Annotated in this window: 11 protein-coding genes; 7 read left to right on the plus strand and 4 right to left on the minus strand. The window is 62.7% G+C overall.

The genetic code is table 11. The annotated features are described in order from the left end of the window. The first annotated feature begins 89 nt into the window (after positions 1–89). The 3 genes from ACMW4R_RS00275 to ACMW4R_RS00285 are packed head-to-tail and all read left to right on the plus strand — an operon-like array spanning position 90 to position 5,208. Positions 90–746 (plus strand): hypothetical protein, encoded by a 657-nt coding sequence (locus tag ACMW4R_RS00275; RefSeq protein WP_418298792.1) that lies wholly within the window; start codon positions 90–92, stop codon positions 744–746. A 44-nt stretch (positions 747–790) separates the two neighbouring features. Beyond that, a complete protein-coding gene (locus ACMW4R_RS00280) occupies positions 791–3,379 on the plus strand; it encodes an ATP-binding protein (RefSeq protein ID WP_418298793.1) in 2,589 nt (862 codons plus the stop codon). Beyond that, entirely contained in the window at positions 3,379–5,208 is a 1,830-nt protein-coding gene (locus ACMW4R_RS00285) for a hypothetical protein (RefSeq protein ID WP_418298794.1), read from the plus strand. The genes ACMW4R_RS00280 and ACMW4R_RS00285 overlap by 1 nt, the downstream gene beginning before the upstream one ends. Here the strand turns inward: ACMW4R_RS00285 and ACMW4R_RS00290 are convergent. Further along, on the minus strand, positions 5,198–6,532 hold the full coding sequence (locus ACMW4R_RS00290) for a hypothetical protein (protein ID WP_418298795.1): 1,335 nt from the start codon (positions 6,530–6,532) through the stop codon (positions 5,198–5,200). The genes ACMW4R_RS00285 and ACMW4R_RS00290 overlap by 11 nt on opposite strands. Before the next feature lie 182 nt (positions 6,533–6,714). After that, positions 6,715–8,061 carry a hypothetical protein gene (locus tag ACMW4R_RS00295; protein WP_418298796.1) on the minus strand — a complete coding sequence of 449 codons (1,347 nt, stop codon included), beginning with the start codon at positions 8,059–8,061 and terminating at the stop codon, positions 6,715–6,717. Positions 8,062–8,211: 150 nt separating this feature from the next. Between ACMW4R_RS00295 and ACMW4R_RS00300 the strand changes: the two genes are divergently transcribed. Then, positions 8,212–8,493, plus strand: a complete 282-nt coding sequence (locus ACMW4R_RS00300; protein WP_418298797.1) for a helix-turn-helix transcriptional regulator — start codon at positions 8,212–8,214, stop codon at positions 8,491–8,493. A gap of 60 nt (positions 8,494–8,553) precedes the next feature. Next, positions 8,554–9,117: a hypothetical protein gene (locus tag ACMW4R_RS00305; RefSeq protein ID WP_418298798.1), complete on the plus strand. Its 564-nt coding sequence runs from the start codon at positions 8,554–8,556 to the stop codon at positions 9,115–9,117. A 171-nt stretch (positions 9,118–9,288) separates the two neighbouring features. Here ACMW4R_RS00305 and ACMW4R_RS00310 read toward each other — a convergent pair whose 3' ends face one another. Continuing rightward, positions 9,289–10,152 (minus strand): hypothetical protein, encoded by an 864-nt coding sequence (locus ACMW4R_RS00310; RefSeq protein ID WP_418298799.1) that lies wholly within the window; start codon positions 10,150–10,152, stop codon positions 9,289–9,291. Next, the gene (locus ACMW4R_RS00315) at positions 10,127–10,615 is read right to left on the minus strand and encodes a hypothetical protein (protein WP_418298800.1); all 489 of its coding nucleotides are present in this window, start codon (positions 10,613–10,615) and stop codon (positions 10,127–10,129) included. The genes ACMW4R_RS00310 and ACMW4R_RS00315 overlap by 26 nt, the downstream gene beginning before the upstream one ends. 310 nt (positions 10,616–10,925) lie before the next feature. On the opposite strand from ACMW4R_RS00315, the gene ACMW4R_RS00320 reads away from it, so the two are divergent. Further along, positions 10,926–11,333, plus strand: a complete 408-nt coding sequence (locus ACMW4R_RS00320; protein WP_418298801.1) for a hypothetical protein — start codon at positions 10,926–10,928, stop codon at positions 11,331–11,333. 335 nt (positions 11,334–11,668) lie between these two features. Next, on the plus strand, positions 11,669–11,872 hold the full coding sequence (locus tag ACMW4R_RS00325) for a hypothetical protein (RefSeq protein WP_418298802.1): 204 nt from the start codon (positions 11,669–11,671) through the stop codon (positions 11,870–11,872). The last annotated feature ends 166 nt before the right edge of the window (positions 11,873–12,038 follow it).

The following is a 12,038-nucleotide window of genomic DNA, read 5'->3' on the forward strand; positions in this document are numbered from 1 at the left end:
GACCTTGTTCACCGCCTCCGCGAGCCCCAGCAGTTCGATGCCTGCCGCTAGGGGTCATCGCCCTCAACCACTACAAGGTCTACGAGTGGATGGAGGACTACTGCGACGAGTCTGTCCCCGCACCCGTGAAGATAACCCGCCATGAGCGCACCGAGCGCCACCCGGTCATGACACCGCGCCGCCGGAACAAGGGCATGAGAGCCGGCATTGGCATACTGATGCTGATGAACAAGCGTCTGGTCGCCGTGCTTCACAGCCTGCCCGTGACAGCAGGAGCCCGCACCTTGGACCGTGTTGATCTGGCCCGGCGCACACTCGGCTGCAGCACGGCAATCGTCGCCAACCTTTACCCCGCCACGCTCCGAAATGTTGGAGCGCTGCACGGGATCACTGCGAACGAGAAGGTGTGGCAGACAGGCAGGAGCGACATCCTCAACGCGCTGAACGGTGAGGCAACAGACGTCCTCTTGGGTTTCGGAGTTCAACTGCCAACCGGGCAGAACCGCGCCCTGTTCAAAGAGCAGCTTTATTGGCTGAGCACCGAGCTGGCGACCCGCGAGCTACGCGTGTGGGGCTTCGGTCGTCGGCCAAGTCATCCCTCTCGTTGGCAGCGACTGGTTCACCGGGAGCAGCCGGGAGGATCACTGGACGAGTTTGCTCACCAACTGCTCCAACCTCTGGCTACGGCGGACTATCTGCCTGCACGGCACGGCAGAGCTGCCCCAGGCGTGATAGGAATCACGTGAGAGCGCCGTCCCGCGAGAAGAGCACCGTGCAACCAGAACCCACCATGAACGTCGACAATGTGGAATCGGGCACCACCATGCACTTCGACGTACACCCGTCCGTACTGTTCAAACTCGGCGAAGACCTCATCACAGATGACGCCCAGGCACTGTCGGAGCTCATCAAGAACTCCTACGACGCGGATGCCCGCACGGTGCGCGTGACCATCGACACTCTCAACTGGTACTCGCTGGACACGGGAGAAGTCGTTGAGGACGGCGACAGCCCGAATGCGGTCCTGGGCATGCTGCGCGTGACGGATAACGGCACCGGTATGACGCTTGACGCCATTCGAGACGGTTGGTTGACTGTCTCGTACAGCCAGAAACGGGAGTTGAAGGCCGCCGGCGGGAAGACCCGCGGCACCCGCGTCCCCCTCGGAGACAAAGGCCTGGGCAGGCTCGGCGTCCAGCGCCTCGGACGAGCGGTGATGCTCGACACCGTCCCAGCCAGCCGCTACGACGACCCAGCCAAGCCCGGGGCCGTCGCGCAGGGATACGGCCGGGAACACCACCGGTTAATCATCGACTGGCACCGTTTCGCGCAGGCACAGACGCTCGGCAGCGTCAGCCTCGGCGTAGAGACGGAATTTTCCGACGAGCTGCCCTCAGGCAGCACAATTACGGTCCTCGGACTGGCCAGCCGTGGGTACTGGACGAGCCAGGCCGACGCCGACTTGCAGCGCGAGTTGGCGACCGTAATCTCCCCCTACCGCGGCGCGGCGGACCTCACTGTCAGCGTCAGCCGCGACAAGCGGGCCCTCGACGTGCGGCAGCAGGCTGAGGAGGTGCTGAGCAACGCGCCCTGGCACATGACGTTCTTCTACAACGCTGGCGCGCTGACCGTTCGAAGCGAGATGCGTCACTCCGTCCTCGGCGGCCGTAACGCCGCGGAACGGCGTGCGTATCGTGAACTCATCGTCGCTGACGGCGGCTTCTCCTTCGCCGAATCACTCCGCGCCACCAAGCCGAAACGCGCCGCCGAAGTCGGGCTGATGCTAGGCGATGACGAATACTTCCTGCGTTTTGAGAGGACCATCCAGCTCGCCGACGTGGCTCCCCAGGCATCGTTCGCAGACCCAGGACCGTTTCACGGGGAGATCAGCTCCTACTCACTCAGTGAAGGTAGCGCCGCGGAAGACCTCGACGGGCAGCCAAGCTTCACCCGCGCCGACTGGGCGGAGTTCGGGGCTGCGCTCAGCGGCATACGCGTGTTCCGCGACGGCTTCGGAATCCGGCTGCCACAGGACTGGTTGAACCTCTCCGCTCAACAGACGTCGGGGTCATCGTTCTATGGCCTGCGCCCCAAGAACACTGCCGGTTACGTGAACCTCACAGTCGAGCACAACTCCGGACTCGAGGAGACCAGCAACCGAGAGTCCTTCCGCGACACCCCCGCATGGCGGGCGTTCTTCGCCTTGATGACGGCCGTGACCAACGAAGCGCGCCGCTGCTTCGACTTGGTCCGCCGCGAGTGGAATGAACGCCGCCGCGACTACCTCACGCCCGCGCAGGTACCCGAATCGTCCACCCCGGCTGAGATCGTCGAGCACATCGAGCGTCAGCTGGTCGCCGCTCAGGGCGCACGACAGGCGAGCACGGGCGCCCGGGAGAGCGTGACCGCGCTGGCGAAGACCGTGGACCGGCTGGTCGCCTCCAGCAGAGAGTCCGAGGACTCGTTATGGGCGGATAGCGCGCTGCGCGGTGCCGTCGAACTGGTAGCCCAGGAGGTTCAGGGCGCCCGGGAACGCATCGACGCGTCGCTTCGTGAGGTCGATGCGACCTGGGCGATACTCCAAGAACTAGCGGGGTCCGCAGCTCTGCTGCAGCAGAAGCTGGACACCACCGAGCGACGGCTGGCCGGGGCCTGGGAGTCAGTCGCGCTTGGGCTGAGCGCCGAACTCCTCGCGCACGAAGTCGACAACATCGGCGAACGCTTGCGCGGCCGCGCCTACCAGATCACCGATTACCTGCGCAGTCTCGAACCGAGGGATCCGCGGACACTGGCTTTCGCCGAGCAGGTGCGCGCGTCCGCCAACGAGTTGCTCAAACAGTCCGCCCGGCTCAACCCCGCCCTGCAGTTCCGCCGCGACCGCAAGACAGTGGCCAACCTGTCTTCGTTGCTGACGCCCATCGTCGAGTACCACGCTGAGCGGCTCGCCGTGGCAGGCGTCGAGGTCTCCTTGACGGTGGCGCAGGACTTTCGGGTAAGAGCCAACGAAGGAAAGCTCGTTCAGGTCCTCGATAACCTCATCCTCAACGCCGAGTACTGGGTGAAGCGTTCATTGCAGCAGGAGAGGATCTCCGTCGGCCGCATCGAAGTGAGAGTCGCTGAGCCCCGCTTCACTGTCACCGACAACGGCCCAGGCGTCGACCCGTCCGTCCAGGACTCGCTCTTCGACGCGTTCGTGACCACGAAACCCGAACTGCACGGCCGGGGGCTCGGGCTCTTCGTAGTAAAGCAGCTCCTGGCTGCCGAAGACGCCAGCATCGAGCTCCTCGAGGACCCCGGCGCTCAAGGGCGGCCGAGCACGTTCGAGATCGACCTGCGCAACAGTGTGACCAGCGACGCTCCGGAGGAAGTGGCGAATTGATGGATCCAGCAGCTCGTGAGCAGGCGCAGCAGACCATGTCCGGGCTACTTGCTGCGCTCGGCATCCGGCGCGTCATCAGCATCGACGACTTCAACGCCGCCCAACTCGACGGCGAGCTGAGCCTTAGCGATGCGACTGGCGTCACCGGTCAGCTCCTTGCAGATGACGCCCTCCTGGAACCTGTCGTGCAGATCCTTAACAACAAGGAAGCGGACATAGGATTCGCCGCCGTCGACCCGGACGAAGTGGGCGAGGTGACGACCTACCTCACCGACAGCTGGGACGTCCTTCCTCGTTCTATTAAGCTCGCGCTCGTTCAAGCCACCGCTCTTCAACGCGACGGCCGCGACTCACTGGCCGAGGAGAAACTCGCCGACGAAGTAAGCGCCCCCGAGCTTCTGCGAGAGTTCCTGCGAGAGGTGTCCGACTTCAAGCAGTACTCCCTCACGGAGTGGCGGAAGAAGAGCGCTGCTGAACTGCGCAACACGACGCCCGTCCTCATCCTCATCGACCGAAATTTCGAACGCGAGCCGGCCGCAGGCGGTTCAGGTAATTCGGGCGAGCAATTGCTCGGCGATGTCTTGGCAGGCAGCGGCACACACGTGCACGCTGGCCTGTTGACGAGGGATGCCGTCGACGGTCAGTCCGAACGCGATTTCACCGATCTACTCCGCCAGAAGTTCGCCGGCAGCGCTGACCGGGTACTCGCCATCGGAAAGTTTCGCCTAAAGGACCCCGCTCAGTTTCCGGCAGCGGTGCGCACCCTGCTGCTCGTTGGCGAGATCCGCGAATACCGCGAGCTCGCGCGTCAGGCGCTCACCGACGCGCACCGGGAAGTGCTCGCCAGCTTCGAGGAGCTGGAGGATCACACGCTCATCGGGGCGGTTTCGGTTGCCCAAGGGGAAGGCACATACGAGCTGGAACACCCGCTGAGGCTGTCACAACGCAGGTACCAGGAGCTGCTCACCGCCGCCGTCAGGTCCGACAAAGCGAAGACACTGCTTCCCCGTCTCCGCAAGGGATCCGTCGCAAAGTACTTGAAGGCGGAGAAGCCCGGTGAACAGATCCGTGCTCTGCAGCATGCTGATGTGTTCGAGCCAACCGACGCCTTCAACACACTCGGACTGCCGTTGGAAGTCGGCGACATCTTCGAGCGCACCTGGGCACCGCAAGGCACCGACGTGGCGGTCGGTGAGGGCAACGGAAAGTACTATGTGCTACTTGCCCAAGCCTGCGACCTCTCCATCCGCCGCGGCGGAGATAGGCCGAACGTCCTCGAACTCGTCTTGCACCCGGTCGAGATCTATGACGAAGCGGAGTTCGAGGATAAGCCGAACAAGCGGAATCTCTACCACCGGCTCGGTGATCTCCATCAGGACGAGCGGGTGTGGGGCGTGCGCTACACCGGCAGCATCGTCGTGCCGGCCGAGGCGCTCGACGCCACGGTGTTCCGTGCCGATGGCAGGGCCATCCTCACGGTTCGCAAACCCGACGGGCGGCCGTACTCGGAAGGCTGGGGACAGCGCCAGAAGGTGCTCCTGAACTTCGCAAAGAAAGCCGTGAACAGCTTCACCGACGCCGAGAAACTCTTCCGGGAGGTCCCCGACGCCGCTGAACATCTGGCTCGCCTGGCGGCGTCTTATGGCCTCGGGAGTACAGACGAAGCACGCGGAGTCTCTGTGCGGATCGACACAGAACAGCGAACCCTCGAGTACGGGATGCGCCGGGTCGCCAGGGTTCGCTCCGATGTGGCCGTCAATGTCGCCGCCCTCGCCACCCGCTACGCGACACGTCCCGCATTCGAGCTGGAGAGTGTCCCTAGCGCTTGACCATCGTCAACAGGTGTTCGGTCGCCATCGTCGCACCCACACTGTTGCGCACCGGCATGCGTCGGCTTCGCGGGAGCTGGCGGATGATTGTCGTCACCTCGTCATGCCCGCTGGCTTGCAGGAACTCCGCCGTCATCCGTACCAGCGGCAGGGTCTCCCCGCCCACGCGGCGCTGCCCGAGGGTCCAGAAACTGAACCCTCCCGGCTTCAACGGTGTGCTCACCCTGCGCAGCGCACGCTCGTAGTCTTTCGTGAAGGCGAGCACCTTCTTCAGCAGGGGACGGGCACCCTCCAGTTTGACGAGGAAGTCACGCAATGCCGGCGACAGGCTCTCCAGGCGGTCACGCTCCTCCTGGTCCAAGGCGTTGCGGATCGACCCGCCCAGGCTTGCTGAGTCCAACCGGAGTGTAGAGCGCAGCAGGTCGGGGTCGAAGTCCTCGCCGAGGTCGTGGTGTGCGATCCATTGCAGGGGCAGGTAGCTGTGCTGGCCGTAGGGGACGGTGGTGTCGTTGTCGCCGTACGGCGGCGACGTCATCAGCGCGTCCGCCTGCAAAGGGATTCCGACATCGTCGAGGACGGAGCCGCGCACGATGCTGACGGCCGGCGTGGCCTGCTGGTCTTTCAGCTTTACCCAGTGCTCCCCCGCCCGGGTGGCGTTCGAGGCACCGATAGAGGAGAACATCTCCAGCGCCCTCGGCTTGCGCCGTTCCAGGTCCTCCGCCGCGTACACGTGGAGCTTGAAGGTGGAGGTGCGGGAGTTCGATGCCAGCCGAACGGTCTCCGCCAGGCACACCCACAGGAACCGCCGCGTCACCAGATCCTGCTCGGCGATGATGGCGCGCCGCAGTCGGGTGAGCTCGTGGGCGACGTCGTCCATGAACCACTTGTCACTGTTTGGGAAGATGTGGAGCTCGCCTTTGCGCAGCCGCTTCGCCCGTTCGACCACCCGGGTCACCGCGGCGGCCGCCTCCTCGCCCTGCGGCGGGTTCGCTTTAACCCGGCTGAGCAGTGTCGCCATCGGGTTGATGTCGGTTCCGAAGAACGACAACCCACGGTAGATCGATTCCAGCAGCACGGTGCCCGAACCCAAGAACGGGTCGTAGACGAGCTTCGTCTCCGGCGCTACCGACTGGAGCGCATCCAACAGCGTCCCCTGCAGCTCCGGCACCATCATCGCGGGATACTGAAAGAAGGCGTGGCTGCCCTGGCGCCCCCGGTTCTCGGAGAAGTCCCAGTATCCGGGCTGCTCGGCTTCGTAGCGCGCCAGTTCCGTCGCCAGCAGATGGGCTCGTGACTGCCCCGACTCAGCAGTTGCTGTCTGCACGAACCCTCCTTGCTGTCGTTGGATTCTATGACACCTGTGGCCGGGGCTCTGTCCACTACCGCAAGCGTGTTCCCACCCGAGTTCACCCGCTTGCCTCGCTAACCGCGAGGCGCTGAGCACCCCGCAGAGCAGAGGGCTGGTCCCTCCATTCGAAAGAACCAGCCCTCGCGCGGGCAGGAGCGTCAGACCTGCTGTCGACGTGTCCGACGGGCGATGATCAGGGCGGCAATGCCTCCGAGGATCAGGATGCTCGCTCCAACCCCCGCAGCCGCGGTATCGGTGCGGTCGAAGCCGGTAACTGCCAGGCCGTCGCTGACGGTAAGGGCTGCATACGCGGAACCGCTGGTTGCTCCGCGTACCTCGATCTTGTGTGCACCGACTGTCGTCCCAGAGGGGATGGTCACGGTCTTCGAGATCGTGCCGTCTGCGCTGGCGGTGGTGGAGAGCAGCTTGACTGGCGTGGAGTGCAGCCAGATCTCGACCGACTCGCCGGGTGCGAAGCCGCTGGCCTTGACCGTGACCTGGTTCCCCGGGACGACCGTGCTCGGCGAGAGCGAGATGACGATCGGCGTCGAGGTAGCGGTGGGTGAGGGGGACGTGGTGTCAGTCGGCTGCGGTGTAGGTGTCGCCGTCGGGGTGGCCGTGGGCTCGGGCGTCGGAGTCACCGTAGGCGTCGGCGTGGGGGTGGGGTTGACCTTCTCGGGCACGGTGAAGGTGTACGGCTCGATGATGTCTTTGGTGCCGAAGCAGTCGCAGTGTTGGACGAACGAGCTGGTGATGTGGCGCGTGTAGGTGCCGGGGGCGAGGGTGATGGTGTCCGTAAAGATTCCGGGGCCGTCGACGTTTGTCCACTGCGAACCGCTCGGCGGGTGGAACCAGGTCCGCTTACCGGCTTCGTCGTCGACGTAGGACTCGAGGAGCGCGCTGGCTCCCGTTTGTTCCACGTTGGGTCGGAGATCGTAGCCGAGGGTGAGGGTGACGTCGCCGCTGTCGTTCACGGTCTGCTCGGGGCCGCTCGTGATCATGACGAAGGTGTCGCCGTACGGCACCGCGATGACCGTGAAAGCCCCTTCGTAGAGAGGCCGAACGTCAGAGCAGTCCACGCCGCATTCGAACGAGCCCTCGATCTTCAAGGGATACGTTCCGGCGGGCAAGGACACGGTTTCCGAGAAGGTCCCGTCCTTGGTGAAGTGGACGTCCCAGGACTTCAGCGGAGGTCCGTCAGCCGTGGGGATCTGGACGAACAGGTTGGTCTCGTCCACGCCCGGCGTGATCTCATAGTTGAAGCTGATCGTGGCCGTCAGCGGAGTATCGATGTCGACTCCGACTCGGGAGATTGACGACCACGGCGTTCCGTTCGGCAGGCGAGCCTGGTCAGAAGACGCAGCCTCCACAGCAGTAGGGCTGGAGGTGGTCGACGCCTGCGCAGCCCCTCCTAAACCGAGAACGACTAGTCCGGAAGTGATGAGGACGGCGGCTACAGCGTGGCCCGCCCGTCTGGCATGGCGAGTGAGTACAGGTCGGGTCATGACGGTTCCCCCAGGGAAGAGTGCGCGGGCGGGTACGTGCGCTCAGCAAGTCGTCAGCGGATGCTGAGGCGACTTGAAGATATTTCACGCACCCTTCATTATGCATAATTTATCATCCACTGCACCTGCGGCGATGACGACCGTAGAGGAATGGCCAAACGCGTCCCTCCCGAGAAGTGGGCACCATACGTACGCGAACTCGGTCTGGAGCTTCACCGTCGACGCATCGAGGCAGGCCTGAGCCAGGAGCAGCTTGCGGCGGCAGCAGGGATCACAAGGGCGACGTACGCCCAGCTGGAGAAGGGCCTGTCTCGCCCGGACGTAGCTGCCAACCCGTCTCTCTATACGTTGGTGGCGCTGAGCAACGTCCTCAAAATGGAGGTAACCGACCTCATACCCCGAGGCGCGCCTGATGTTTCAGCGTGGCGCTGATACGTCAGGCGACAGCAGGTCCGACGCTCAATCCATTCGCAAGCAAGACGGGAGCGCATCATGGAGCCACCCAGCCTCGACCCATTCTCCATCTTCGTCAGCTTCCTCAAGGTGCTGACGGGGCCCTCAAGCGCCCTCGTGTGGGTCGTCGTCGGCCTAAACACGATCATTGCGTGGGTTTCTTTCACGAGAAGGACCGTGCGGGCGGCGAGCACCAGCGCAGATTGGCTCGCACGATACTGGTCTTATTTGCCACGCTTCCTACTAGTTGTGGCCGTTCAAGCAGTGTTCTCCGTGCTCGCTATCATGATTGCCCTGCAATGGGGTGAGATACAAATTCTAGACATCAGCCTGGGCGAGGGGCCGACATTTCTTGGCGGAGATTTTGAACTTGCGAAACAGTCCTTCATCTTCTGGATTCTGATTGCGTTCAATGTCGCTATCCTCGCCCTTGCGTGGACGGACCTGGACGAGTCTATTCTTGTCGCGGGCGGGTTTTATGCAGTAGGAACCCTCGTGGTGCTAATCGTCAATCACAACCCGATCTCCATCGCTATCCACCTGCTTTACGTGGTCGCGACAGCCGCGGCGCTTTTCGCGCCGAGGCTACTACTGGACGTGTAGCCCGCGACGATGACCCGTTAAACAGCGCACGTCTCGACAGCCACAATCCAGCTCGATCATGCCGCGATGATTCTCGGTGCAAATGCCGCTCGGACGCGCACTCCGCCCGGCGTCGCGGTGAGAGCCAAGTCGGGACAAAGCCGCTCCCCAGCACCCCTACAGGAATCGCACTTAGAACCATGCCTCGGTGATGTCGATGCGCTCCAGCTTGTTCGATCCGGGGAGCTGAACGGCGACGCTCCATTGCGGGCTCGTGCGTTGGAAGTCAGTAGCGATGACGACATCGTCTGGCTGGATTGAGATCATGTGCTTCCCCGTGATGAACGCCTCCTTGTCGAGGATCACCCGAGTGTGCGAGCCCGTCGTGCTACATGAGAAGGAAGCCGCCTTGAACGAGACAAGCTTCCGCACATCCACCTGACAGAGGTATGGTTGACCATCTTCGTCTCGGTGGTCGAGCTGAAACGCCCACGGATAATCGGTCGATGCGACCTGCTCGGCCCCTACCAGGTCACCGGAACCCAACCAATCAGGATCGACAGTCCCTGAGAGCAGCACCGATAGCGCACGCCCGGAAAAATTAGACCCTAATCCTTCTACATCTGGGCACACTGCTCGATCAGATTCCGTGAGGAAACACGGGTCGCGCAAAAAGTTCGCAACGAGACACATGCGAGCATCGGTGCGCGCTGAGCTATAAGAACGGGCGGCGCACTCCGCGTGAAGCCCGTCATCGCCGAGATCGGCGGCAGCTTCGATGTCGGCTTCGCTTGGTACAAACGTCTCGACAACGGTGGTCGACTCGGACTCCGAAAAGAGCGCCTTTACAAGGGGCGAGGCAACTACCACGGCGGCGGCGGCGAGGATGACGCCCCCAGCGACCAGAGCACGCGACATTCTTCTGCGAGGCGTCGTCTTGGGATTGGGGTCGACGACGGCAACAGACTCGCCCTCAGAATCGCGCGACGAGGCGTCCACGCCCTCCGGTTCAGCTACGACCGCATCCTCGTCACGAGACTCTTGCTGGAGGTCCAACCCTTGATCTACAGGGGACGCCACCCCCCGATGAACCCTCGTCAACAGAGGGGGCACGGGTGATCACCCAACCCTCCGGATCACCATTCGCGCGGTGCCAGTCCGGACGCCCGTCTGATAGAGCGTTCTGCCGTAGGTCCTCAAGCTGATCAGGGGTCAGCTTGGTGAACTCGACCTTCATAGCCGACCAGACTGCCGCAGCAACTTTTGGTAGCTTGGATCCCTTGCCTGATAGCGTCGTCCGGCTGCCATAGCGTGCCTCGCTCGCGGCTATCTCTTGCCGCGCGCCAATCTTGAACGTGCGAAACTTGTTTTTTCCTACGTTCTCTTTCGTCAAGCGCCCGCGAAGCGACTTTTTCGCCACCCCAAACGGCTCTTCTGGATCGACCGGATAGGCGTAAAAGCCCAGAAGGTGGCGCGCAGCGACCAAAGGAGGCTCGGCGGTCTCTTCGTCACCGGTCACGGCGGTACTCAATGCCCACCAGACGATACGCTCAGCTACCCAGTATTCATTAATACGGAACTGCTCTCTGGCGTAACTGGCTAGAGCCACTGACTGCGCTGCGTGTTTTGGCGCGAGGGGAGAACTAAGAAGCACATAAACATCCGCCTCCTCGACACTAAGACTCGAAGGTATGTCGATATTCCGCAATAACGTCCCCCAAACCTATTGACGATATATGCATTTGAATGTATAATATGCTGCGGGTTGGCCCCCAATTTCAAGGAGGGCCACCATGGGCCTAAGCGATCTGCAATTTACCACGCCAAGCATGCTCAGCTTCGAGTTCTCAGACTGGCTCGACAGCGATGAGTTCACCACCATCGTCGACGACTACCGAAGTAGCGGACAGGAACCGACCTGTCTGCTCGACATCATCACCCTCTGGGTGATGCGAACCGACGCGCTCTTGCGGTTCCCGACGTTCTCGTCGTTCTTGCTCACGGTCTTGGAGATCACGAACGAATGGCAGCGCGACCCCCAGGTGTACGCGAGCTCGTTCCTCTGGCCGCTCCCCCCAGGCAGTGACGAGGATGGTCTGATCATCACTTCGCTCGCCGGCCCCTGGGAAGGCAGGCGGTACAACAGGAACGTCACGAGTCACGACATCATGCGGGAGGAGAATTTTCTCCTCCGCCAGGCGGAGCTGCGCTACGAGCGCGACTCGATCCATCCGTAGTGGAACACCCCAGCACAATCAGCATCCATCAGGGCCCAACCTAACCCGCTCAGCAATGAGCGGGTTTTTCCTGTTCAGAGGCCATTTCTTGCTTGTGCCCGCTTGTGCCACTTTGTGCCAAACAGCACAGCACAACAACCTCAGCTCATTGGCTGGACGCCCGTGATCGTTGCGTGATTTCCTTTTCCTCCAGTCGCAGCAGAAGCACCACCGCGACTCAAAGCGGTTGGCGACCACATGGGCTACACGTGGCCGCCAACCATCCCAAACGCCGAGCGATCCAGCTACCAACTTCCATCTATCGGCGACCACTCCTAACCCAGAGAGGAACAGTCGTGGCGAATTCGACTGTACTGCCCAGCGCCGTACCCCAATATGGCTTCAACATCTACAAGGACGGCGTGCGCGTGCGCGAGCAGATCGTTGAGGCCACCAGCGCGGCCTTCGCCGAAGTCAGTGTGTGGCGTTACCTCAGACCCGACGAGTACCCCTGGTATTCAGTGCCGCGTCTTGTCGGAGCCGACGAGGAATGCCCGTGATAGATCCCGTTGTCATATGGAGCATCGTCGGCACCGCCTTAGGGAGCGCTCTCTCGGGCGTCATCGGTTTTGCAGTTGCACGCTTATTTCGCGGAGTTGACGAGCTATACCGAGAGGATGTTGAGGCCAAACGAGACCGGATTCAAGCCGAAATCCGTCATGGGGT

The organism is Microbacterium sp. S1037 (genome assembly GCF_048381605.1).
GTDB lineage: Bacteria > Actinomycetota > Actinomycetes > Actinomycetales > Microbacteriaceae > Microbacterium > Microbacterium testaceum_B.